At 40.0% G+C, this 20,374-nt stretch carries 36 protein-coding genes; all 36 read right to left on the bottom strand.

The features are described 5' to 3' along the window. Window positions 1–4: 4 nt before the first annotated feature. On the bottom strand, window positions 5–1,276 hold the full coding sequence (locus AC4QJR_RS00835; RefSeq protein WP_098573628.1) for a cation:dicarboxylate symporter family transporter: 1,272 nt from the start codon (window positions 1,274–1,276) through the stop codon (window positions 5–7). Between the two features lie 193 nt (window positions 1,277–1,469). Next, complete coding sequence (gene rpsI / locus AC4QJR_RS00830; protein ID WP_026565721.1) at window positions 1,470–1,862, bottom strand: 30S ribosomal protein S9; 393 nt, start codon at window positions 1,860–1,862, stop codon at window positions 1,470–1,472. Window positions 1,863–1,882: 20 nt separating this feature from the next. Further along, entirely contained in the window at window positions 1,883–2,320 is a 438-nt protein-coding gene (gene rplM, locus AC4QJR_RS00825; protein WP_098573631.1) for a 50S ribosomal protein L13, read from the bottom strand. 255 nt (window positions 2,321–2,575) lie between these two features. Next, entirely contained in the window at window positions 2,576–3,316 is a 741-nt protein-coding gene (gene truA / locus AC4QJR_RS00820; protein WP_496524978.1) for a tRNA pseudouridine(38-40) synthase TruA, read from the bottom strand. 12 nt (window positions 3,317–3,328) lie between these two features. Continuing rightward, window positions 3,329–4,126 carry an energy-coupling factor transporter transmembrane component T family protein gene (locus AC4QJR_RS00815; RefSeq protein ID WP_251462613.1) on the bottom strand — a complete coding sequence of 266 codons (798 nt, stop codon included), beginning with the start codon at window positions 4,124–4,126 and terminating at the stop codon, window positions 3,329–3,331. Beyond that, on the bottom strand, window positions 4,123–4,992 hold the full coding sequence (locus AC4QJR_RS00810; RefSeq protein WP_496524977.1) for an energy-coupling factor ABC transporter ATP-binding protein: 870 nt from the start codon (window positions 4,990–4,992) through the stop codon (window positions 4,123–4,125). Before AC4QJR_RS00810 ends, AC4QJR_RS00815 begins: the two co-directional genes overlap by 4 nt. Then, the gene (locus AC4QJR_RS00805; protein ID WP_251462608.1) at window positions 4,968–5,807 is read right to left on the bottom strand and encodes an energy-coupling factor ABC transporter ATP-binding protein; all 840 of its coding nucleotides are present in this window, start codon (window positions 5,805–5,807) and stop codon (window positions 4,968–4,970) included. The genes AC4QJR_RS00810 and AC4QJR_RS00805 overlap by 25 nt, the downstream gene beginning before the upstream one ends. Before the next feature lie 381 nt (window positions 5,808–6,188). Continuing rightward, a complete protein-coding gene (gene rplQ, locus AC4QJR_RS00800; protein WP_098573645.1) occupies window positions 6,189–6,551 on the bottom strand; it encodes a 50S ribosomal protein L17 in 363 nt (120 codons plus the stop codon). Window positions 6,552–6,606: 55 nt separating this feature from the next. Then, window positions 6,607–7,551, bottom strand: coding sequence for a DNA-directed RNA polymerase subunit alpha (locus AC4QJR_RS00795; protein ID WP_098573648.1), 945 nt, complete (start codon window positions 7,549–7,551; stop codon window positions 6,607–6,609). Between the two features lie 175 nt (window positions 7,552–7,726). Beyond that, window positions 7,727–8,116 (bottom strand): 30S ribosomal protein S11, encoded by a 390-nt coding sequence (gene rpsK, locus AC4QJR_RS00790; protein ID WP_024027886.1) that lies wholly within the window; start codon window positions 8,114–8,116, stop codon window positions 7,727–7,729. 21 nt (window positions 8,117–8,137) lie between these two features. After that, entirely contained in the window at window positions 8,138–8,503 is a 366-nt protein-coding gene (rpsM, locus tag AC4QJR_RS00785; RefSeq protein ID WP_026565543.1) for a 30S ribosomal protein S13, read from the bottom strand. Window positions 8,504–8,527: 24 nt separating this feature from the next. Then, complete coding sequence (rpmJ, locus tag AC4QJR_RS00780) at window positions 8,528–8,641, bottom strand: 50S ribosomal protein L36 (RefSeq protein ID WP_000868344.1); 114 nt, start codon at window positions 8,639–8,641, stop codon at window positions 8,528–8,530. 38 nt (window positions 8,642–8,679) lie between these two features. Next, complete coding sequence (gene infA, locus AC4QJR_RS00775) at window positions 8,680–8,898, bottom strand: translation initiation factor IF-1 (protein ID WP_007085268.1); 219 nt, start codon at window positions 8,896–8,898, stop codon at window positions 8,680–8,682. A gap of 280 nt (window positions 8,899–9,178) precedes the next feature. Further along, the gene (locus AC4QJR_RS00770) at window positions 9,179–9,829 is read right to left on the bottom strand and encodes an adenylate kinase (RefSeq protein WP_098573651.1); all 651 of its coding nucleotides are present in this window, start codon (window positions 9,827–9,829) and stop codon (window positions 9,179–9,181) included. Window positions 9,830–9,886: 57 nt separating this feature from the next. Continuing rightward, the gene (gene secY, locus AC4QJR_RS00765) at window positions 9,887–11,182 is read right to left on the bottom strand and encodes a preprotein translocase subunit SecY (protein WP_098573654.1); all 1,296 of its coding nucleotides are present in this window, start codon (window positions 11,180–11,182) and stop codon (window positions 9,887–9,889) included. Next, window positions 11,182–11,622: a 50S ribosomal protein L15 gene (rplO, locus tag AC4QJR_RS00760; protein ID WP_098573656.1), complete on the bottom strand. Its 441-nt coding sequence runs from the start codon at window positions 11,620–11,622 to the stop codon at window positions 11,182–11,184. Before rplO ends, secY begins: the two co-directional genes overlap by 1 nt. 32 nt (window positions 11,623–11,654) lie before the next feature. Next, window positions 11,655–11,837 carry a 50S ribosomal protein L30 gene (gene rpmD, locus AC4QJR_RS00755; protein ID WP_026565539.1) on the bottom strand — a complete coding sequence of 61 codons (183 nt, stop codon included), beginning with the start codon at window positions 11,835–11,837 and terminating at the stop codon, window positions 11,655–11,657. A gap of 1 nt (window position 11,838) precedes the next feature. Then, the gene (rpsE, locus tag AC4QJR_RS00750; RefSeq protein WP_098573658.1) at window positions 11,839–12,351 is read right to left on the bottom strand and encodes a 30S ribosomal protein S5; all 513 of its coding nucleotides are present in this window, start codon (window positions 12,349–12,351) and stop codon (window positions 11,839–11,841) included. Window positions 12,352–12,375: 24 nt separating this feature from the next. Further along, a complete protein-coding gene (gene rplR, locus AC4QJR_RS00745) occupies window positions 12,376–12,738 on the bottom strand; it encodes a 50S ribosomal protein L18 (RefSeq protein WP_098573661.1) in 363 nt (120 codons plus the stop codon). A 32-nt stretch (window positions 12,739–12,770) separates the two neighbouring features. Next, complete coding sequence (rplF, locus tag AC4QJR_RS00740; RefSeq protein WP_098573663.1) at window positions 12,771–13,307, bottom strand: 50S ribosomal protein L6; 537 nt, start codon at window positions 13,305–13,307, stop codon at window positions 12,771–12,773. Window positions 13,308–13,338: 31 nt separating this feature from the next. Then, complete coding sequence (gene rpsH, locus AC4QJR_RS00735) at window positions 13,339–13,737, bottom strand: 30S ribosomal protein S8 (RefSeq protein ID WP_098573665.1); 399 nt, start codon at window positions 13,735–13,737, stop codon at window positions 13,339–13,341. A 29-nt stretch (window positions 13,738–13,766) separates the two neighbouring features. Further along, window positions 13,767–13,952: a 30S ribosomal protein S14 gene (rpsN, locus tag AC4QJR_RS00730; RefSeq protein ID WP_007085277.1), complete on the bottom strand. Its 186-nt coding sequence runs from the start codon at window positions 13,950–13,952 to the stop codon at window positions 13,767–13,769. A gap of 24 nt (window positions 13,953–13,976) precedes the next feature. Next, window positions 13,977–14,516, bottom strand: a complete 540-nt coding sequence (gene rplE / locus AC4QJR_RS00725) for a 50S ribosomal protein L5 (protein ID WP_026565534.1) — start codon at window positions 14,514–14,516, stop codon at window positions 13,977–13,979. A gap of 28 nt (window positions 14,517–14,544) precedes the next feature. Next, a complete protein-coding gene (gene rplX / locus AC4QJR_RS00720; protein ID WP_098573668.1) occupies window positions 14,545–14,853 on the bottom strand; it encodes a 50S ribosomal protein L24 in 309 nt (102 codons plus the stop codon). A gap of 36 nt (window positions 14,854–14,889) precedes the next feature. Continuing rightward, a complete protein-coding gene (rplN, locus tag AC4QJR_RS00715; protein WP_026565532.1) occupies window positions 14,890–15,258 on the bottom strand; it encodes a 50S ribosomal protein L14 in 369 nt (122 codons plus the stop codon). A 40-nt stretch (window positions 15,259–15,298) separates the two neighbouring features. Next, window positions 15,299–15,562, bottom strand: a complete 264-nt coding sequence (rpsQ, locus tag AC4QJR_RS00710; RefSeq protein WP_088084990.1) for a 30S ribosomal protein S17 — start codon at window positions 15,560–15,562, stop codon at window positions 15,299–15,301. Window positions 15,563–15,584: 22 nt separating this feature from the next. Further along, window positions 15,585–15,785 (bottom strand): 50S ribosomal protein L29, encoded by a 201-nt coding sequence (gene rpmC / locus AC4QJR_RS00705; protein WP_026565530.1) that lies wholly within the window; start codon window positions 15,783–15,785, stop codon window positions 15,585–15,587. Further along, window positions 15,775–16,209 carry a 50S ribosomal protein L16 gene (rplP, locus tag AC4QJR_RS00700; protein ID WP_026565529.1) on the bottom strand — a complete coding sequence of 145 codons (435 nt, stop codon included), beginning with the start codon at window positions 16,207–16,209 and terminating at the stop codon, window positions 15,775–15,777. Before rplP ends, rpmC begins: the two co-directional genes overlap by 11 nt. A 1-nt stretch (window position 16,210) precedes the next feature. After that, window positions 16,211–16,867 carry a 30S ribosomal protein S3 gene (gene rpsC / locus AC4QJR_RS00695; protein WP_098573671.1) on the bottom strand — a complete coding sequence of 219 codons (657 nt, stop codon included), beginning with the start codon at window positions 16,865–16,867 and terminating at the stop codon, window positions 16,211–16,213. A gap of 3 nt (window positions 16,868–16,870) precedes the next feature. Continuing rightward, entirely contained in the window at window positions 16,871–17,212 is a 342-nt protein-coding gene (gene rplV / locus AC4QJR_RS00690; RefSeq protein WP_042453964.1) for a 50S ribosomal protein L22, read from the bottom strand. Between the two features lie 17 nt (window positions 17,213–17,229). Then, entirely contained in the window at window positions 17,230–17,508 is a 279-nt protein-coding gene (gene rpsS / locus AC4QJR_RS00685) for a 30S ribosomal protein S19 (RefSeq protein WP_098573673.1), read from the bottom strand. Between the two features lie 60 nt (window positions 17,509–17,568). Beyond that, window positions 17,569–18,399, bottom strand: a complete 831-nt coding sequence (gene rplB / locus AC4QJR_RS00680; RefSeq protein ID WP_098573676.1) for a 50S ribosomal protein L2 — start codon at window positions 18,397–18,399, stop codon at window positions 17,569–17,571. Between the two features lie 29 nt (window positions 18,400–18,428). Next, window positions 18,429–18,713 (bottom strand): 50S ribosomal protein L23, encoded by a 285-nt coding sequence (gene rplW, locus AC4QJR_RS00675; protein WP_098573679.1) that lies wholly within the window; start codon window positions 18,711–18,713, stop codon window positions 18,429–18,431. After that, complete coding sequence (gene rplD / locus AC4QJR_RS00670) at window positions 18,713–19,336, bottom strand: 50S ribosomal protein L4 (protein ID WP_098573682.1); 624 nt, start codon at window positions 19,334–19,336, stop codon at window positions 18,713–18,715. Before rplD ends, rplW begins: the two co-directional genes overlap by 1 nt. A gap of 28 nt (window positions 19,337–19,364) precedes the next feature. Beyond that, window positions 19,365–19,991 (bottom strand): 50S ribosomal protein L3, encoded by a 627-nt coding sequence (gene rplC, locus AC4QJR_RS00665; RefSeq protein ID WP_496524976.1) that lies wholly within the window; start codon window positions 19,989–19,991, stop codon window positions 19,365–19,367. Between the two features lie 39 nt (window positions 19,992–20,030). Continuing rightward, the gene (gene rpsJ, locus AC4QJR_RS00660; RefSeq protein ID WP_075689935.1) at window positions 20,031–20,339 is read right to left on the bottom strand and encodes a 30S ribosomal protein S10; all 309 of its coding nucleotides are present in this window, start codon (window positions 20,337–20,339) and stop codon (window positions 20,031–20,033) included. Between the last annotated feature and the right edge of the window lie 35 nt (window positions 20,340–20,374).

The raw sequence follows: 20,374 nt of genomic DNA, 5'->3' as shown, positions 1-20,374 counted from the left end.
CCCTTTATGCAGCCTTTGTTTCTTTAACAGAATCCAAATAGTCCTGAGCTTTTTCTTTATCAAATTCGCCCTCCCATTTCGCCATTGAGATGGCAGCCAATGAGTTTCCTAAAACGTTTACAGCTGAGCGAATCATATCTAAAATACGATCGATTCCAGCAATCAAAGCAATTCCCTCTAACGGTAATCCCATAGATCCGAGTGTCGCCAGTACAACGACAAACGATGCACCTGGGACCCCGGCCATACCTTTTGAAGTCATCATAAGTACAAATAACAATGTGATTTGCTCCATCAATGACATGTGTACGTTATACATTTGCGCAACAAACAGCGAAGCAAGGGCCTGATAAATAGCTGATCCTGTCAGATTGAATGTGTATCCTGTCGGAATGACGAAAGAAACAATCGCCTTAGGACAACCGAATTGCTCCATCTTTTTCATGATGTTCGGGAGAACTGCCTCAGAACTCGCTGTTGTAAAAGAAATGATAAGTTCTTCCTTTAAAATCTTAATAAGTGTAAAAATATTTGTTCCTGTCATTTTCGCGTTTATACCTAAAATCACAATAGCGAAAAACAATACTGTTACATACACAGCCAATACAAGTTTTCCAAGCGGAAGCAATGTGCTCACTCCAAAATGGGCCACCGTCACTGCAATAAGAGCGAATACTCCGAACGGAGCAGCCTTCATTACTTGATTTGTTACCCAAAACATTGCTTCTAATACACCTTCAAAGAAATGAAGCACCGGCTTTCCTTTGTCACCGATTGCCGCAACCCCTAGACCGAATAGAACACTGAAGAAAATAATCGGCAATAGATCCCCTTGCGCCATTGATTCAAACACATTTTTTGGAACGATGTGAACAATTGTTTCCGCAAAGCCTTTGTTTTGTGTAGCGCTTGCTGTTTGTTCGTATGCTGAGATATCTCCTTTTGCCAGATGGCTCATATCTACACCAGAACCTGGATGGAACACATTTGCAGCCAGCAATCCAATCCCCAGCGCAATCGTTGTAATGATTTCAAAATAAAGTATCGTCTTGCCGCCAAGCTTACCTAATTTTTTTATATCACCTACACCCGCCACCGCAACAACAAGTGCGGCTATTACAATCGGCATAACGATCATTTTAATTAAATGAATGAAAATATCACCGATTGGTGCAATGTAGGCAATTGCTGTGTTGTTCCCATAAGTAGCAGCCCCAACCACTATACCTAAAATAAGTGCAATAAAAATTTGCGCAGCTAATCCAAATTTTTTCATGTCCATCCCCCTTGTTACCGCTTCCAATTTTGAATACTTAAATAATTTTAAAAGTAAAACAACAAAACCCTACAAAAATCTACAAAACGATTAAAAAAAAATTTAAAAGAACAAACTGCTGCGAGAATCCATAATTTCCTATACAAAAAAAGACCCCCAACCAATTCGGTTGAGAGTCTTTGAAACGTAAAAATTAACGTTTTGAGAACTGAGGCGCACGACGAGCACCTTTAAGACCGTATTTCTTACGTTCTTTCATACGTGGATCACGAGTTAATAATCCAGCGCGTTTTAATGTTGGGCGGAATTCAGGGTCAGCTTGTAATAATGCACGAGCAACACCATGACGGATTGCTCCAGCTTGACCAGTGTATCCACCACCGCTTACGTTTACAAGAACATCGTAGCTTCCAACAGTTTCAGTAGCTACTAATGGTTGTCTTACAACAACACGTAATGCTTCAAATGGGATATAATCTTCGATTTCACGACCATTAACAATAATTTTACCTGTGCCTGGTACTAAACGCACACGTGCGACAGAACTCTTACGGCGACCTGTACCGATATATTGAACTTGTGCCAAGTTAATTCCCTCCCTCTTTATTAACCGCGAAGTTCGTAAACTTCAGGTTGTTGTGCTTGGTGCGGATGTTCGCTGCCAGCATATACGTGTAATTTTTTGATGATTTGACGGCCAAGAGAATTCTTTGGAAGCATACCTTTAACAGCAAGCTCGATCATTTTCTCAGCATAGTTAGTACGCATTTCTAGGGCAGTTCTTTGTTTTAAACCACCTGGGTGATTTGTGTGACGGTAGTAAATTTTGTCAGTTAATTTCTTACCAGTAAGTTCTACTTTAGAAGCGTTAAGAATGATTACATTATCACCAGTGTCAACATGTGGTGTAAAAGTTGGTTTGTTTTTACCACGTAAAATTGATGCTACTTCAGAAGCAAGACGTCCAAGAGTTTTGCCCTCAGCATCAATTACGTACCATTTACGCTCGATAGTGTTGGCATTTGCCATAAACGTTGTACGCATGAGTTTCCCTCCTAATTTAAATCCAAAAAGATTATTGTCTTCGCACTTTTAAAGCAATTAATGTTCAATTCTGTTCCGGGAATGAACATCTACTACCCTTGTGCGGTTAAGTTTGTATTCATATATTTTCAATCACGATGAAGACTTTCCGGGGCTTTATCGTGGGATTAAAAACACGCACATATAATATAATAAATACTTCAGGGCTATATGTCAAGAAAATGTTACACCAGGTTGTGTTGTATTAAAAATTATTTACTCATAATATACTTCCCAAAGGTATAAACCGTGGCCAGGGGCTGTTTTTCCAGACAAAGTCCGATCATTCTGAGCCAATATATTCGGGATCTCTTCTGGGCTTCGATCACCAGATCCAACTTCTAATAATGTTCCTACTAAAATACGGACCATATTATATAAAAAGCCATTTCCAACAAAACGGATGGTTAACATCTCATTCTCGCGTGAAAAATCAATCGCTTTAATCGTTCGCACTTTGTCTTCCACTTCTGTCTTCGCAGCACAGAAGCTAGAAAAGTCATGTGTACCTAGGAAAAAATTACTTGCCTGTTCCATTGCATTCAAATCGAGACGATATGGATATTGGTAAGCAAATTTCCGCAAAAAAGGATCCCTATTTGAAGATAAATGGAGCTTATAGCGGTATTCCTTCCCTTTAGCATCAAAGCGGGCATGAAACGAATCGTCGACCGTCACAGCAGAAAGGACAGAAATATCGCCTGGAAGCATTGAATTCAACGCTCTTCCCCACTTTTCTTCCGGAATATGGAGCGGCGAATCAAAATGAATGACTTGTCCTTTTGCATGTACGCCGGCATCCGTTCGTCCAGAAGCGAATACCTTCACCGGTTCACCCTTATGCATTTTTGTTAATACAGCTTCTAAAACAGATTGAACGGTCCGCTTATTAGGCTGAACCTGATAACCTGAAAATCCAGAACCATCATAAGAAATGATACATTTATACCTTGGCATAGCTTCGCTCCATTATGAACGTAATAAGAATAATAAGATCGTTACAAGAACTAAAAGAACCATCTGAAAGGAATCAGCTTTTTTCCAAGATAACTCCCGATACTTTGTTCTGCCTTCTCCGCCTCGGTAACCCCTTGCTTCCATCGCGACGGCTAATTCTTCTGCCCGTTTAAATGAACTGACAAACAAAGGGATTAGCAGTGGAATGACGGCTTTAATGCGTTCCTTAAACGGTCCGCTCGCAAACTCTACGCCCCTGGCGATTTGCGCCTTCATAATTTTATCCGTTTCCTGCATAAGCGTGGGAATAAATCGCAGTGAAATGGACATCATTAACGCCATCTCATGGACAGGAAAACGAACCTTATTTAAAGGATGTAAAAGTGTTTCCAAACCATCCGTAATTTCAATCGGAGTGGTTGTCAGTGTCAACAAAGACGTCATTAGAATTAGGAAGAAGAATCGTAACGAAATAAAAATCCCTTGTCTTAACCCTTCCTCATAAATCTTAACTGGCCCTAGTTCATATAAAAGGGCACCTTCTTTAGTAAAAAACAACTGTAGAATAAATGTAAAAAGGACGAGCCAAATAACCGGCTTCAAGCCGCCATACAAAAAGCGCACGGGGACTCGCGACAATCCGAGCATAAAAAAAGTATAAATACCAATAAGTGCATAAGTCACCACATTATTTGCCAGAAAAATAATACAGACAAAAAGAAAGATAATCAATATTTTAGAGCGAGGGTCCATCTTATGAAGAACCGAATCGGCCGGAACATAGCGCCCAAAAATCATTTTATCCATCATAAGCGAACACCTCTACTTAACACCTTAGTGACAGCAGCAGACAGTTCATCAATGGTTAGGAACATTTTCTCTAATTTAATCCCTAATTTGTCCTCAAGTTTCAGTTGAAAACGAACCACTTCGGGTACATCCAGTCCCATTTCAACAAGTTCACCCGGTGCTGAGAAAATCTCTTCCGGTGTCCCTCTTTGAACAACCTTCCCTTGCTGCATTATGACAATTTGGTCTGCATATCTTGCAGCATCCTCCATACTATGTGTGACAAGTATGGTAGAAAGCTTTCTTTCTTTATGAAGATCGTAAAACATATCCATGACCTCTTTACGGCCTCTAGGGTCTAACCCTGCAGTAGGCTCGTCCAGGACAATAACATCAGGTTCCATAGCGAGGACACCTGCAATAGCCACGCGGCGCATTTGGCCCCCAGAGAGATCAAATGGGGATTTTTGAAGGACTTCTTCGCCTAAGCCCACTTGATGTAAGGCAATCCGTGCCCGTTCCTTTGCATCACTCTCAGAAACGTCAAAATTCATGGGCCCGAACATAATATCCTTTTCAACGGTTTCTTCAAACAATTGATGTTCAGGGAATTGAAAAACGATCCCAACTTTTTGACGGATCTTCTTCAAATTTTTATTTTTCAGTCCAGCCTTAATTTCTTGATCACCAATCGAAACTGATCCTTTTGTTGGCTGCAAAAGTGCGTTTAAATGTTGGAGAACGGTGGACTTTCCTGAGCCAGTATGGCCAATTATAGCCAAATACACCCCTGTCGGAATATCAATCGAAACGTCCGCAATGGCCAATCGTTCAAAAGGAGTATTTGCTTGATATCGATAATCTACATGTTTGAGCGAGATGTCCATAGCTCTGTCACCAACTCTTCTTCCGATAAATAATGTCTCGATAGTTGAACACCCTTGTCCCGAAATGATTTCGCCATTTTTACTGAAAAGGGAATATCCAAACCCAGTTGAACTAATTGTTCATCCATAGAGAAAATTTCTTCAGGTGTCCCTTCACGAAAAACTTCTCCTTTGTTCATCACAATAATCCGATCCGCTTTGGCTGCTTCATCTAAGTCATGAGTAATAGATATAACAGTTAAAGATTTCTCTTCTTTTAATAAACGAACCGTCTCCAATACCTCTTCCCGGCCTTTGGGATCAAGCATTGATGTTGCCTCATCTAATATGATAATTGACGGCCTTAGCGCAAGAACACCTGCTATTGCCACACGCTGCTTTTGGCCTCCAGATAGATGGTGGGGCTCTTGATGTAGAAACTTATCCATCTTGACCCTCTTTAACGAATCCTCGACTCTTTTGACCATTTCCTCTCTAGGAATGCCATTATTTTCTAAACCAAAAGCCACATCATCCTGTACAGTTGTACCGACAAATTGATTATCAGGATTTTGAAAAACCATCCCAATTTTTTTTCGGATATCCCATATTGATTCTTCATCAAGTTTAATACCACAAACCTGTAGTTCACCTGATTGAGGAAATTGAAGCCCATTTAGTAGTTTGGCCATTGTCGACTTCCCAGAACCATTATGACCGACGATCGCCAGCCATTCCCCCTCATATATATCAAAAGATACATTATTCAGAGCATAGCGTTCTTGTGTATCGTATTGAAAAGAAATTCCATCAAGAGTCACAATTGGATTTTTCATCAGGATATGCCTCCTCTCAGCTAGACTATTCTCTGCTCAGATGTTTTTACATATAAAAAAAAGCCTGCACCTCGTCCCTATGCAGTTACGTCTTAACTGCAAAAAAGGAATTTCATCAAAGAAATGGGAGGAGGTGCATGAGCTAGACGAGTCGTAATTCAAATCACACATCCATAGATGCGGCAGAAAAAAGCTTATTTAAAACAGTCCACAAAAAGAGGACAATTAAACTTTTTAATTCTCCAACTAATTGGAGTTACGCTCATCATAACACTCTTTTGGGCTTGGGTCTAACATGATATAGAGTTCATTTACAGAAAAAGGGCAAAGAACAAGTTTGTTACAAAACTGTCCAGCGCCCTTGTTGTCTGTTGATAGCTATTAAACTAACTCGATAATAACCATTGGTGCACCGTCACCGCGGCGTGGTCCAATTTTCATAATACGAGTATATCCACCTTGACGCTCAGTATAACGTGGAGCGATATCAGCGAAAAGTTTTTGTAATGCACTTGTATTGTTTTCAGCATCAGCAACTTCGTTACGTACATATGAAGCAGCTTGACGACGAGCATGTAAATCACCGCGTTTACCTAAAGTGATCATTTTTTCAACAGTCACACGAATTTCTTTCGCACGAGTTTCTGTTGTTTCAATGCGCTCGTTGATAATTAAATCTGTAGTTAAATCACGTAGCATAGCTTTACGCTGTGCACTTGTGCGTCCTAACTTTCTGTATGCCATGAAGGGTTCCCTCCTTTGTTGAAGTCATAAGTAGGAATAATTGCTTAACGAAAGACTAGTCGTCTTTACGTAAGCCTAATCCAAGCTCTTCTAGTTTTGCCTTCACTTCTTCAAGTGATTTACGGCCTAAGTTACGAACTTTCATCATATCTTCTTCAGTCTTATTTGCTAATTCCTGAACAGTGTTGATTCCAGCACGTTTTAAGCAGTTATAAGAACGAACAGAAAGATCGAGTTCCTCAATAGTCATTTCAAGAACTTTTTCCTTTTGGTCTTCTTCTTTTTCGATCATAATTTCAGCATTTTGAGCTTCATCAGTTAAACCAACGAAAATATTCAAATGCTCAGTCAAAATTTTCGAACCAAGAGCTATTGCTTCTTTTGGTCCAGTGCTTCCATCTGTCCACACATCAAGTGTCAATTTATCAAAATTGGACATTTGACCAACACGTGTATTTTCTACGTGGAACATTACACGTGAAACTGGTGTAAAGATAGAATCAATTGGAATCACACCAATTGGCTGGTCTTCTCTTTTGTTTTGAACAGCTGGAGTGTAACCACGTCCACGTTTCGCCGTTAAACGCATGCGAAGATGACCATTTGACGCTAAAGTTGCAATATGAAGATCTGGATTTAACACTTCAACATCACTATCATGAGTGATATTGCCAGCTAAAACAGGTCCCTCACCTTGCACATCAAATTCTAGCGTCTTCTCTTCATCAGAGTAGATTTTTAAAGCTAGTTTTTTAATGTTTAAAATGATGGATGTTACATCCTCCACGACGCCTTCAATTGTTGAGAACTCATGAAGTACCCCATCGATTTGAATCGATGTAACCGCGGCACCTGGGAGTGAAGATAATAGGATACGACGTAAGGAGTTACCCAAAGTGGTACCATATCCACGCTCAAGTGGCTCTACGATAAATTTGCCGTACTTGGCATCGTCGTTGATCTCAATCGTTTCGATTTTTGGTTTTTCTATTTCGATCATCAAATAACCCTCCTTCAAAACGTCGAAACTTCAAATTAGCTTGTAAACTAATTAAAGTCCCCATGTATATGTTCCCGTTTTGTGCACAACAACTGGAATAAATCTTCTGTAAGAGTGCAAAAAATTAATATCATATCCCATTATAGACATATGATACAAAATCTATACAGAAAAATTAAACACGACGACGTTTTGGTGGACGGCATCCATTATGAGGAACAGGTGTAACGTCTTTGATAGCAGTTACTTCAAGACCAGCAGCTTGAAGAGCACGGATTGCAGCTTCACGTCCTGCACCCGGTCCTTTAACAGTAACTTCAAGAGTTTTCATCCCATGTTCAATAGAAGTCTTAGCTGCTGTTTCAGCCGCCATTTGTGCTGCAAATGGTGTAGATTTACGAGAACCTCTAAATCCAAGCGCACCTGCACTTGACCATGAAATTGCATTACCATGAACATCAGTAATAGTTACAATCGTATTGTTAAAAGTTGAACGAATATGAGCAATACCAGATTCAATATTCTTTTTAACACGACGTTTACGTGTATTTGTTTTACGTGCCATTTAAATTACCTCCTTTGCCGATTACTTCTTCTTGTTCGCTACAGTCTTACGAGGACCTTTGCGAGTACGAGCGTTGTTTTTCGTATTTTGTCCACGAACTGGTAAACCACGACGATGACGTAATCCGCGGTAGCAGCCGATTTCCATTAAACGCTTAATGTTAAGAGAAATTTCACGGCGAAGGTCACCTTCAACTTTTAACTTGTCGATGATGTCACGGATTTTGTTTAATTCGTCTTCTGTTAAATCACGTACACGTGTATCTTCAGAAACACCAGCTTCTGCTAATACTTTTTGTGCAGTGTTTTTACCAATTCCATAAATGTATGTTAAAGAGATAACTACACGTTTTTCACGTGGAATATCTACACCAGCAATACGTGCCATAGAAAATGCGCACCTCCTTCAAAATTAACCTTGTTTTTGTTTATGTTTAGGGTTTTCACAGATAACCATAACTTTGCCGCGTCTACGGATAACTTTACACTTTTCGCAGATGGGTTTAACAGATGGTCTTACTTTCATTATTATCCTAACCTCCTTAGTAGTACGGAGTGCAAGCATTATTTAAAGCGGTAAGTAATTCTTCCGCGTGTTAAGTCATATGGAGAAAGCTCAACAGTCACTTTGTCACCCGGAAGGATCCGAATGAAATGCATTCGTATTTTACCAGAAACATGCGCTAGCACGGTATGACCATTTTCTAATTCTACCTTAAACATTGCATTTGGCAATGTTTCAATGACTTTACCTTCAATTTCAATTACATCATCTTTGGCCATCGATCTCGTCTCCCTTCTCAATTCAAAAATTGTGAATACAAAACAATATAACTCTTCTTATTCGTACACAAATAGCAACCTTATAATAGTAACATATTGTTCTTCTTCTGTCCGCAAGTAAATACTACATATTTAGGAATAAATTAGTTCCACATGTAAGTCTTACCCAACTCTCGGTCCTACATACTCCGTACAATAGAAAAGCGATATGCTTTCACATATTTTTGAATCAAAATGAAGAGATGGTCGAGAGCCGTTCGTACGGATTTACTTACGGTCATTAATGTAAGTCCCCAAGTAAATGCTCGATATCAGCGAATACCTTATTAATATCCTGCTGTCCATCGATTGTACGAAGATATCCTTTAGTTTCATAAAAAGTTAATAATGGTTCTTGTTGTTTAATATTTACGTCTAAACGATTTTGAACTGTTTCTTCATTATCATCCGCTCTTTGGTATAACTCACCGCCGCAGCGATCGCATACACCCTCTTGTTTAGGAGGATTAAACTCTAAATGATACGTAGATCCACATTCTTTACAGATACGACGTCCAGTCAAACGGGCCATTAATAATTCTTTATCTACATTAATATTAATTACATAGTTGATTTTTTTATTTAAATCAACTAATAGATTTTCCAACGCATCTGCTTGAGGTACAGTTCTAGGGAAGCCATCTAAAAGGAATCCTTTTTGACAATCTTCCTTGCTTAATCGCTCACGAACAATGCCGATTGTTACTTCATCAGGAACAAGTTCGCCTTTATCCATGAATGATTTCGCTTGTAAACCTAGTTCTGTTCCTTCTTTCATCGCTGCACGGAACATATCGCCAGTAGAGATATGAGGGATGCCGTATTGCTCGACGATTCTTTCAGCTTGAGTACCTTTACCGGCACCTGGTAGCCCCATTAATACTAAATTCACACGTGTTCCCCCCTCGTGCTATAAATGGGTTTTAGGGAGCTATGGCCCCTAAAACCATTACTTAATAAATCCTTTATAATGACGTTTAACTAGTTGCGCTTCAAGTTGTTTCATCGTATCAAGTGCAACACCGACAACGATTAACAAACTTGTTCCACCAATTTGCGCTGATTGCGGAAGGTTAGCTATTGAAATAAATAACATTGGCAATACCGCAATAACAGCAAGGAAGATCGCACCAACAAAAGTTAAACGATATAAGACACGCGTTAAGTATTCTTGCGTACTCTTTCCTGGTCGAATACCAGGAATATAGCCGCTTTGCTTTTGTAGGTTCTCCGCTGCTTGTTCAGGGTTAACTTGAATAAAAGCATAGAAATAAGTGAACGCGATAATTAATGCTGCATATAAAGTCATCCCGATTGGATGAGAATAGTCAAAGACCTTAGTAATCCAAAGAGTTACATCATTCGTTGGGAAGAATGACGCAACTGTTCTAGGCGTTACAATAAATGAAACGGCAAAGATAACAGGAATAACACCCGCAGCATTAACTTTTAATGGCATGTGAGTAGATTGTCCTCCAACTGGATTACGTCCAGCAACAACGCGCTTTGCATATTGAATAGGTATCTTACGATTTGCCTGTTGGATAAAGATAACACCAACTACGATAGCAACAACCGCAAGTGCGATTAGAATTACCGTAACAATACGTAAGAATAATGCTTCCCCAGCATTCTCAAATTGTTGAACATAAATTTGATTAATAGTGGATGGCATACCAGCCACGATCCCGGCAAAGATGATAATAGAAATTCCATTACCAACACCTTTTTCGGTAATCTGTTCCCCTAACCACATTAAAAATGCTGTTCCAGCGGTTAATACAACCGCAATCAATAAATAAGTACCAATTCCAGGATTTTCAATCAACTGGCCGCTAGCTAAGTTATTAAAACCGTAGGACATTCCTAATGCCTGGATAAATCCAAGCACGATTGTAAAATAACGAGTAAATTGGGCAATCTTACGACGGCCTGATTCACCTTGCTTAGACCATTCTGTAAACTTCGGTACAACATCCATTTGAAGGAGTTGAATAATGATAGAGGCTGTAATGTACGGCATGATACCCATTGCAAAGATGGAGAATTGTTTTAATGCTCCACCGCCAAAAGTATTTAATATACCGAAAACACTGAGCTTATCTTGGTTTGCTAGAACATCAGCATTTACATTGGGTACTGGGATAAATGTACCTAATCGGAATACGACTAACATTAAAAGGGTGAATATGATCTTACGTCTTATCTCACCCACGCGCATAAAATTGGAGAATGTCTGGAACATTAGATCACCTCAGTGTTTCCACCAGCAGCTTCGATAGCTTCCTTAGCAGCAGAGGAGAATTTGTGAGCTTTTACAGTCAACTTTTTCTCTAGTGTCCCTTTTGCAAGAACCTTGATTCCTGCTTTTTCGTTACTTACTACGCCTGATTCGATAAGAAGTTCTGGAGTAACTTCTGTACCTTCAACAAAGCGATTTAACGTATCAAGATTTACAATTGCATATTCCTTACGGCTGATGTTTGTAAATCCACGTTTTGGTAAACGACGGTATAAAGGTGTTTGACCACCTTCAAAACCTAGACGTACACCGCCACCAGAACGAGCATTTTGACCTTTGTGACCTTTACCAGCAGTTTTACCTTGACCAGATCCGATACCACGACCTAAACGCTTGCGCTCTTTACGAGAACCTTCAGCAGGTTTTAATTCATGAAGTTTCATATTGGCACCTCCTTATGAAAGAAAACAATCAATTATTGTTCTTTTACTGTAACAAGGTGAGCAACTTTGGTAATCATACCGCGAATAGCAGCGTTATCTGGGTGCTCAACTGTTTGATTTAATTTACGTAATCCAAGAGCTTTAACTGTTTCACGTTGATCGCCTGGACGGCCAATCAAACTGCGAGTGAGGGTAACTGATAGTTTATTTGCCATTTTATTTCCCCCCGTATCCTAACAGTTCTTCTACTGATTTACCACGTAGTTTTGCTACGTCTTCAGCACGTTTTAATTGTTTTAAACCGTCAATTGTAGCACGTACCATGTTAATTGGAGTGTTAGTTCCTAATGATTTAGAAAGAATGTCAGCAACTCCGCCTAATTCTAGTACGGCACGAACTGGTCCACCAGCGATAACTCCTGTACCTTCAGAAGCAGGTTTTAGAAGGATTTCACCAGCACCAAAGCGTCCAATTACTTGGTGTGGAATAGACGTTCCAACCATTGGTACCTCGACTAAGTTTTTCTTTGCATCTTCGATGGCTTTACGAATAGCATCAGGTACTTCTTGAGCTTTACCAGTACCGAAACCAACGTGGCCGTTTTTATCGCCTACAACAACAAGGGCTGTAAAGCGGAAACGACGTCCACCTTTCACAACTTTCGCAACACGGTTAACCGTGACTACGCGTTCTTCTAGTTCAAGTTTGTTTGGATCAATACGACGCATCTTTTTGTGTCCCTCCTTTGTCTATTAGAATTGTAAGCCGTTTTCACGGGCAGCATCAGCTAATGCTTGAATACGTCCATGGTATAGGTATCCGCCACGGTCAAAGACAATAGAAGTGATACCTTTTTCTACAGCACGTTTAGCGACTAATTCTCCGACCTTTTGCGCAGCTTCAACGTTGTTTGTAGATTCTAAACCAAAGTCTTTATCTAAAGTAGAAGCACTTGCTAAAGTTACTCCGTTAATGTCATCAATTACTTGAGCATAAATATGTTTGTTAGAACGAAACACATTTAGACGTGGACGAGCAGAAGTACCGCTAAGTTTCGCACGAACACGAGCATGTCTTTTCTTGCGAGTAGCGTTTTTATCTTGCTTCGTAATCATTTACGTCACTCCTTTCGTTTACCTATGCGGCATTACTTACCGGTTTTACCCTCTTTACGACGAACAAATTCACCTTCGTAACGAATTCCTTTGCCTTTATACGGCTCTGGAGGACGAACTCCGCGAATATTCGCTGCTAATGCACCAACACGTTCTTTGTCAGTACCTTTAATAACGATTTTTGTGTTTGCAGGAACTTCGATTTCAAGTCCCTCTTCAGCTTCGATCTCAACTGGATGAGAGTATCCAACGTTTAATACAAGTTTGTTACCTTGCTTTTGAGCACGATATCCAACCCCGATTAACTCTAGGCCTCTAGAGAACCCAGTAGATACACCTTCAACCATGTTCGCAAGAACGGCACGAGTTGTACCATGTAATGCGCGGTGTTCTTTCACATCAGAAGGACGTGTGATTGTTACAAGATTCTCTTCCACACTGATAGTGATATCTGAGTGGAAAGTACGAGTAAGTTCACCTTTAGGTCCTTTAACTGTAACAGTGTTGTTATTTAAAGTTACTGTTACTCCTGCTGGAATAACAATTGGTTTTTTTCCTACGCGAGACATTTAGTGCACCTCCATTCATTCAAAAGCTCAATTACCAAACGTAAGCTAAAATTTCTCCGCCGATTTGTTTTGCACGAGCTTCTTTATCTGTAATAACACCTTGTGATGTTGATACTAATGCGATACCAAGACCGTTAAGAACACGTGGTACCTCAGTTGATTTTGCGTAAACTCTAAGTCCAGGCTTGCTTATGCGCTTAAGACCAGTAATAACACGTTCGTTACTAGCACCGTATTTTAAGAAGATACGGATGATACCTTGTTTGTTGTCTTCAATAAATTCGACGTCACGTACGAAACCTTCGCGCTTTAAAATTTCAGCAATTTCTTTTTTCATATTAGAAGCAGGCACTTCTAACTTTTCGTGACGCACCATGTTCGCATTACGAATGCGAGTAAGCAAATCAGCAATTGGATCTGTCATGACCATTATTTTTACCTCCTTCCCAGACTTGGGTTTTACCAGCTAGCTTTTTTGACACCAGGAATTTGTCCTTTGTATGCTAATTCACGGAAACAAATACGGCAAAGCTTAAATTTACGATATACAGAGTGTGGACGACCACAACGTTCGCAGCGTGTATACTCTTGTACTTTGAATTTAGGCGTGCGTTGTTGTTTCGCAATCATTGACTTTTTAGCCACGTTTTCGCCTCCCTTATTTAAGGATTACTTTTGGAATGGCATTCCAAATTGAGTTAAAAGTTCACGAGATTCTTCATCAGTTTTTGCAGTTGTTACGATAACGATATCCATACCACGAACTTTGCTTACTTTATCGTAATCAATTTCAGGGAAGATTAATTGTTCTTTAACACCTAGAGTGTAGTTACCACGACCGTCGAATGCTTTTTTAGAAATACCACGGAAGTCACGTACACGAGGTAATGAAACGGAAACTAATTTATCCAAGAATTCGTACATGCGTTCACCGCGAAGAGTAACCTTAGCACCGATTGGCATACCTTCACGAAGACGGAAGCCAGCGATAGATTTTTTCGCACGTGTAACGACAGGTTTTTGACCTGTGATAGTTGAAAGTTCTTCAACTGCATTATCGAGTGCCTTTGCGTTTGCAACTGCGTCACCAACGCCCATATTCACAACGATTTTCTCAAGTTTAGGAACTTCCATAACTGATTTATAGTTGAACTTGCTCATAAGAGCAGGAGTAACTTCTTTTACAAATTTTTCTTTTAGGCGGTTCACTTATTGTACCTCCCTTCTAAATTTTAAACTATTTATCTAAAACTTCACCGGATTTTGCTACGCGTACTTTCTTGCCATCAACCGTTGTGGAACCTACACGAGTTGGGTTACCAGTTTTAGGATCGATAGGCATAACGTTTGATACATGGATAGGAGCCTCAAAGCTGATAATTCCGCCTTGTGGATTCACTTGAGAAGGTTTAGAGTGTTTTTTCACAATGTTTACACCTTCAACTAGTACACGGCTGTCTTTAGGATAAGCAGCTAGGATCACACCTGTTTTGCCTTTATCCTTGCCAGAAATAACTCTGACGTTATCACCTTTTTTTACATGCATCAGTAAGCACCTCCTTAAAGGCAATTAATTTTAAAATTATAATACTTCTGGAGCAAGAGAAACAATCTTCATAAAGTTGTTGTCGCGAAGTTCACGGGCAACAGGTCCGAAAATACGAGTTCCACGTGGGCTCTTATCATCTTTGATAATTACACATGCGTTTTCATCAAAACGAATGTATGAACCGTCTGGACGACGAGCACCGCTCTTTGTACGAACGATAACTGCTTTAACAACGTCACCTTTTTTAACAACGCCACCTGGTGTTGCTTGTTTTACTGTACAAACGATAACATCACCAATACCAGCAAATTTGCGACCTGAACCACCAAGAACTTTAATCGTTAGTACCTCACGTGCACCAGAGTTGTCAGCAACTTTTAAACGTGATTCTTGTTGAATCATGTGTGTAACCTCCCTTCGGAATGAAGCTTAATCCGAACAATTAAATAATAACTGCTTTTTCTACAACTTCAACTAAACGGAAACGCTTAGTAGCTGAAAGCGGACGAGTTTCCATAATACGAACTACATCGCCGATTTTTGCTTCGTTTTGCTCATCATGAGCTTTATACTTTTTAGAGTACTTAACGCGTTTACCATATAAAGGATGCTTTTTTTGAGTTTCAACAAGAACTGTTACGGTTTTATCCATCTTGTCAGAAACAACGCGTCCTGTGTAAACTTTACGTTGGTTACGTTCACTCATTGTGTGAACCTCCCTTCAATAATCACTTGTTAACGTTGATTTCTCTTTCACGAACAACTGTTTTCATACGAGCGATCGCTTTACGTACTTCACGTATGCGAGCAGTGTTTTCAAGTTGTCCTGTCGCCAATTGAAAGCGAAGGTTGAAAAGTTCTTCTTTTAAGGATTTTACTTTTTGTTCAATTTCAGCAGTGGTAAGGTCACGAAGTTCATTAGCTTTCATTTGATTCACCACCAATTTCTTCTCGTTTTACAAACTTACACTTAACAGGAAGTTTGTGCATTGCAAGTCGAAGTGCTTCACGAGCGATTTCTTCAGAAACGCCAGCGATTTCGAACATGATTTTTCCAGGCTTAACAACAGCTACCCAGCCTTCAGGTGCCCCTTTACCGGAACCCATCCGTACTTCTAGAGGTTTAGCAGTGTAAGGCTTGTGAGGGAAAATTTTAATCCAAACTTTACCGCCACGTTTCATGTAACGTGTCATCGCAATACGTGCTGCTTCGATTTGGCGGTTCGTAATCCATGAAGCTTCTAAAGCTTGTAGGCCGAATTCACCGAATGTCACTTCTGTACCGCCTTTTGCGTTACCACGCATGTTACCACGATGTTGACGGCGATATTTTACGCGTTTTGGCAATAACATATTATTTGCCTCCTTCCACAGATTTCTTCTTAGTAGGAAGGACTTCTCCCTTATAGATCCATACTTTTACGCCAAGCTTACCATAAGTAGTATCGGCTTCAGCAGTAGCATAGTCGATATCAGCGCGAAGTGTATGAAGTGGAACAGTTCCTTCGCTGTAATGTTCAGCACGAGCGATATCTGCACCGCCAAGACGACCAGATACTTGTGTTTTGATACCTTTTGAACCAGCGCGCATAGCACGTTGAATTGCTTGCTTTTGTGCACGACGGAAAGATACACGGTTTTCTAATTGACGAGCAATATTTTCAGCAACTAATTTCGCATCAACGTCAGCTCTCTTGATTTCAAGGATGTTGATGTGAACTCGTTTGCCAGTTAATTGATTTAATGCTTTACGAAGTGCTTCAACTTCAGTACCGCCTTTACCAATAACCATACCAGGCTTAGCAGTATGAACAGTTACATTCACACGGTTTGCCGCACGTTCGATTTCAACTTTAGAAACAGAAGCATCCTTCAAACGCTTCGTGATGTACTCACGAATTTTAAGGTCTTCGTGTAAAAGAGTAGCGAAGTCTTTACCTGCGTACCACTTAGATTCCCAATCTTTGATGATTCCGATACGCAAACCGACTGGATTTACTTTTTGACCCACAGATTATCCCTCCTTCTTTTCTGATAGAACGATTGTGATGTGGCTAGTGCGTTTGTTGATTTGGCTTGCACGGCCCATAGCGCGAGGACGGAAACGTTTTAAAGTTGGTCCTTCGTCAACAAATGCTTGTGCAACAACTAGATTATTAACGTCCATTTCATAGTTGTGCTCAGCGTTTGCCATAGCTGATTTTAATACTTTTTCTACGATTGGAGAAGCAGCCTTAGGAGTGAGATTTAAAATCGCCACAGCTTCACCAACTTGCTTACCTCGGATTAAATCAACGACTAAACGTGCTTTACGAGGAGCAATACGAACTGTTCTTGCAACAGCTTTAGCTTGCATTTGGATGCCCTCCTCTCTTAACGTCTTGTTTTCTTGTCATCATTACCATGGCCCTTGTAAGCACGAGTTGGAGCGAACTCTCCAAGCTTGTGTCCTACCATGTCTTCTGTAACATATACAGGCACATGTTTGCGACCATCATATACTGCGATAGTGTGGCCAATAAATTGTGGGAAGATTGTAGAACGGCGTGACCAAGTTTTAATAACTTGTTTGCTATCAGTCTCGTTCAACTTTTCTACCTTAACCATTAAATGATCATCAACAAATGGTCCTTTTTTTAAGCTGCGACCCATGAAGGAACCTCCCTTCGTGACTGTTCTACGGTTCTTTCTTTGAACCGTAGGAATATCACGTTATTTTTTACGACGACGTACGATAAATTTATCTGATTTGTTTTTCTTCTTACGAGTTTTGTATCCAAGAGTTGGTTTACCCCATGGAGACATTGGTGATTTACGTCCGATTGGTGAACGTCCTTCACCACCACCGTGTGGGTGATCGTTAGGGTTCATTACAGATCCACGAACTGTTGGACGTTTACCTAACCAACGAGAACGACCTGCTTTACCAATGTTGATTAATTCGTGTTGTTCATTACCTACTTGACCAACTGTAGCGCGGCATTCAGCAAGAATCATACGAACTTCACCAGAATTTAAACGTACTAATACGTATTTACCTTCTTTACCTAGTACTTGTGCGCTTGTTCCAGCAGAACGAACTAACTGGCCGCCTTTTCCTGGTTTTAATTCGATGTTGTGTACTACAGTACCAACAGGAATGTTTGCTAATGGAAGTGCGTTACCCACTTTAATATCTGCCTCTGGACCAGACATTACTTCCATGCCAACTACTAGATTTTTAGGAGCTAAGATATAACGCTTTTCTCCATCCACGTAATTGATTAATGCGATATTTGCAGAACGGTTTGGATCATACTCGATTGTAGCAACGCGTCCTGGAATGCCATCTTTGTTACGTTTAAAGTCAATTATACGATATTGACGTTTATGACCGCCACCTTGATGACGAACAGTTAACTTACCTTGGTTATTACGGCCGCCTTTTCTCTTAACTGGAGCTAAAAGAGATTTTTCTGGAGTACTAGTTGTGATTTCTGCGAAATCAGAAGTAGTCATTCCGCGACGACCATTGGAGGTAGGTTTGTACTTTTTAATCGCCATTTTATTTCCCTCCTCTTCTTGATAGGTTCTTATGCTTCAAAGAATTCGATTTCTTTGCTATCAGCAGTTAATTTTACAATTGCTTTACGACGTTTATTTGTGTAACCACCGAATTTTCCCATACGCTTGAATTTACCTTTGTAGTTCATGATGTTTACTTTCTCAACATCTACACTAAAGATTTCTTCGATAGCATCTTTAACTTGTGTCTTGTTAGCTCTAACATCTACTTCAAAAGTATATTTTTTCTCAGCCATTAGGTCAGTAGAACGTTCAGTGATAACGGGGCGCTTAATGATATCGCGTGAATCCATTATGCAAGCACCTCCTCTACTTTTTCAACCGCTGCTTTAGTCATGATTAATTTCTCATGATTAACAACATCTAATACGTTAATTCCATCAGCAGTTACTACTGTAACGCCAGGAATGTTGCGTGCAGATAATGCTACGTTTTCGTCAAGATCTGCTGTAACGATTAACGCTTTTTTCTCTACAGAAAGACCATTTAGAACAGTCTTGAATTCTTTTGTTTTCGGAGCATCGAAAGTTAATAAATCTAACACTAAGATGTTCTCTTCTAATACTTTAGAAGAAAGCGCAGATTTGATTGCTAAACGACGAACCTTTTTCGGTAATTTGTAAGCGTAGCTGCGTGGTGTTGGACCGAATACAGTACCACCTCCGCGCCATTGTGGAGAACGGATAGACCCTTGACGAGCACGTCCAGTTCCTTTTTGACGCCATGGCTTACGACCACCGCCGCGTACTTCAGAACGAATTTTAGTTTTATGAGTTCCTTGACGTAATGAAGCTCTTTGCATAACAATTGCTTCAAATAATACGTGTTGGTTTGGCTCAATACCAAATACAGAATCATTAAGTTCGATATCTCCAACTTGAGATCCAGCTTGGTTTAATAATGCTACTTTAGGCATTCTTTGTTCCTCCTTTCTAAAAGGGTGACTATGCTTTAATTGCACCTTTGATTTTTAATAATGCTTTTTTAGCGCCTGGAACGTTACCTTTGATTAAAAGTAAGTTACGCTCTGTATCAACCTTAATGATTTCAAGGTTTTGTACAGTGATTTGTTCTCCACCCATACGTCCTGGTAATAATTTACCTTTGAAAACGCGGTTTGGAGCAACAGGTCCCATTGAACCCGGGCGACGGTGATAACGAGATCCGTGAGCCATTGGTCCGCGTGATTGTCCGTGGCGTTTAATTACACCTTGGAAACCTTTACCTTTTGAGATTCCTGTTACATCTACGATATCTCCAGCAGTGAAAATATCAACTTTGACTTCTTGACCAACTTCATAGCTTGCTAAGTCATCCCCGCGGAATTCGCGAACGAAGCGCTTAGGAGCAGTATTAGCTTTAGCAACATGCCCTTTTTCTGGTTTGTTAGCTAACTTTTCACGTTTGTCTTCAAAACCAACTTGAACTGCAACATAACCGTCGCTTTCAACTGATTTCTTTTGAAGTACTACGTTTGGAGCTACCTCAACTACAGTTACAGGAATTAAGTTACCATTGCTAGCAAATACTTGAGTCATACCAATCTTTCTTCCTAAGATTCCTTTGGTCATTTAAGTCACACCTCCTAATATATTTGTGATTTATTTTGATTAAAGTTTAATTTCGATATCAACACCAGATGGTAAGTCTAAACGCATTAACGCATCAACAGTTTGTGGAGTTGGGTTAACGATGTCGATTAGACGCTTATGTGTCCGTTGTTCGAATTGCTCACGAGAATCTTTGTACTTATGAACCGCACGAAGGATTGTGTAAACAGTCTTTTCAGTTGGTAACGGAATTGGACCCGATACTGACGCACCTGAACGTTTTGCTGTTTCAACGATTTTTTCTGCAGATTGATCAAGGATTCTGTGATCATACGCTTTTAAACGGATACGGATTTTTTGTTTTGCCATTATTTTCCCTCCTTTATTCGCCTATTTTCTAAATA

It is taken from the genome of Neobacillus sp. BP17 (assembly GCF_059579525.1).
This window is presented reverse-complemented; position numbering and strand designations above follow the sequence as displayed.

Excerpts from the sequence above, each read along its gene's own strand:
- AC4QJR_RS00835 (WP_098573628.1), bottom strand. The coding sequence starts at position 1,276 with ATGAAAAAATTTGGATTAGCTGCGCAAATTTTTATTGCACTTATTTTA.
- rplM (WP_098573631.1), bottom strand. The coding sequence starts at position 2,320 with ATGCGTACAACGTTTATGGCAAATGCCAACACTATCGAGCGTAAATGG.
- truA (WP_496524978.1), bottom strand. The coding sequence starts at position 3,316 with ATGCCAAGGTATAAATGTATCATTTCTTATGATGGTTCTGGATTTTCA.
- AC4QJR_RS00815 (WP_251462613.1), bottom strand. The coding sequence starts at position 4,126 with ATGATGGATAAAATGATTTTTGGGCGCTATGTTCCGGCCGATTCGGTT.
- AC4QJR_RS00810 (WP_496524977.1), bottom strand. The coding sequence starts at position 4,992 with ATGGACATCTCGCTCAAACATGTAGATTATCGATATCAAGCAAATACT.
- AC4QJR_RS00805 (WP_251462608.1), bottom strand. The coding sequence starts at position 5,807 with ATGAAAAATCCAATTGTGACTCTTGATGGAATTTCTTTTCAATACGAT.
- rplQ (WP_098573645.1), bottom strand. The coding sequence starts at position 6,551 with ATGGCATACAGAAAGTTAGGACGCACAAGTGCACAGCGTAAAGCTATG.
- AC4QJR_RS00795 (WP_098573648.1), bottom strand. The coding sequence starts at position 7,551 with ATGATCGAAATAGAAAAACCAAAAATCGAAACGATTGAGATCAACGAC.
- rpsK (WP_024027886.1), bottom strand. The coding sequence starts at position 8,116 with ATGGCACGTAAAACAAATACACGTAAACGTCGTGTTAAAAAGAATATT.
- rpsM (WP_026565543.1), bottom strand. The coding sequence starts at position 8,503 with ATGGCACGTATTGCTGGTGTAGATATTCCACGTGAAAAACGTGTAGTT.
- rpmJ (WP_000868344.1), bottom strand. The coding sequence starts at position 8,641 with ATGAAAGTAAGACCATCTGTTAAACCCATCTGCGAAAAGTGTAAAGTT.
- infA (WP_007085268.1), bottom strand. The coding sequence starts at position 8,898 with ATGGCCAAAGATGATGTAATTGAAATTGAAGGTAAAGTCATTGAAACA.
- secY (WP_098573654.1), bottom strand. The coding sequence starts at position 11,182 with ATGTTCCAGACATTCTCCAATTTTATGCGCGTGGGTGAGATAAGACGT.
- rplO (WP_098573656.1), bottom strand. The coding sequence starts at position 11,622 with ATGAAACTTCATGAATTAAAACCTGCTGAAGGTTCTCGTAAAGAGCGC.
- rpmD (WP_026565539.1), bottom strand. The coding sequence starts at position 11,837 with ATGGCAAATAAACTATCAGTTACCCTCACTCGCAGTTTGATTGGCCGT.
- rpsE (WP_098573658.1), bottom strand. The coding sequence starts at position 12,351 with ATGCGTCGTATTGATCCAAACAAACTTGAACTAGAAGAACGCGTAGTC.
- rplR (WP_098573661.1), bottom strand. The coding sequence starts at position 12,738 with ATGATTACGAAGCAAGATAAAAACGCTACTCGCAAGAAAAGACATGCT.
- rplF (WP_098573663.1), bottom strand. The coding sequence starts at position 13,307 with ATGTCTCGCGTAGGAAAAAAACCAATTGTTATTCCAGCAGGAGTAACA.
- rpsH (WP_098573665.1), bottom strand. The coding sequence starts at position 13,737 with ATGGTCATGACAGATCCAATTGCTGATTTGCTTACTCGCATTCGTAAT.
- rplX (WP_098573668.1), bottom strand. The coding sequence starts at position 14,853 with ATGCATGTAAAAAAAGGTGATAACGTCAGAGTTATTTCTGGCAAGGAT.
- rplN (WP_026565532.1), bottom strand. The coding sequence starts at position 15,258 with ATGATTCAACAAGAATCACGTTTAAAAGTTGCTGACAACTCTGGTGCA.
- rpsQ (WP_088084990.1), bottom strand. The coding sequence starts at position 15,562 with ATGAGTGAACGTAACCAACGTAAAGTTTACACAGGACGCGTTGTTTCT.
- rpmC (WP_026565530.1), bottom strand. The coding sequence starts at position 15,785 with ATGAAAGCTAATGAACTTCGTGACCTTACCACTGCTGAAATTGAACAA.
- rplP (WP_026565529.1), bottom strand. The coding sequence starts at position 16,209 with ATGTTATTGCCAAAACGCGTAAAATATCGCCGTCAACATCGTGGTAAC.
- rplV (WP_042453964.1), bottom strand. The coding sequence starts at position 17,212 with ATGCAAGCTAAAGCTGTTGCAAGAACAGTTCGTATTGCTCCTCGTAAA.
- rpsS (WP_098573673.1), bottom strand. The coding sequence starts at position 17,508 with ATGGGTCGCAGCTTAAAAAAAGGACCATTTGTTGATGATCATTTAATG.
- rplB (WP_098573676.1), bottom strand. The coding sequence starts at position 18,399 with ATGGCGATTAAAAAGTACAAACCTACCTCCAATGGTCGTCGCGGAATG.
- rplW (WP_098573679.1), bottom strand. The coding sequence starts at position 18,713 with ATGGATTCACGCGATATCATTAAGCGCCCCGTTATCACTGAACGTTCT.
- rplD (WP_098573682.1), bottom strand. The coding sequence starts at position 19,336 with ATGCCTAAAGTAGCATTATTAAACCAAGCTGGATCTCAAGTTGGAGAT.
- rplC (WP_496524976.1), bottom strand. The coding sequence starts at position 19,991 with ATGACCAAAGGAATCTTAGGAAGAAAGATTGGTATGACTCAAGTATTT.
- rpsJ (WP_075689935.1), bottom strand. The coding sequence starts at position 20,339 with ATGGCAAAACAAAAAATCCGTATCCGTTTAAAAGCGTATGATCACAGA.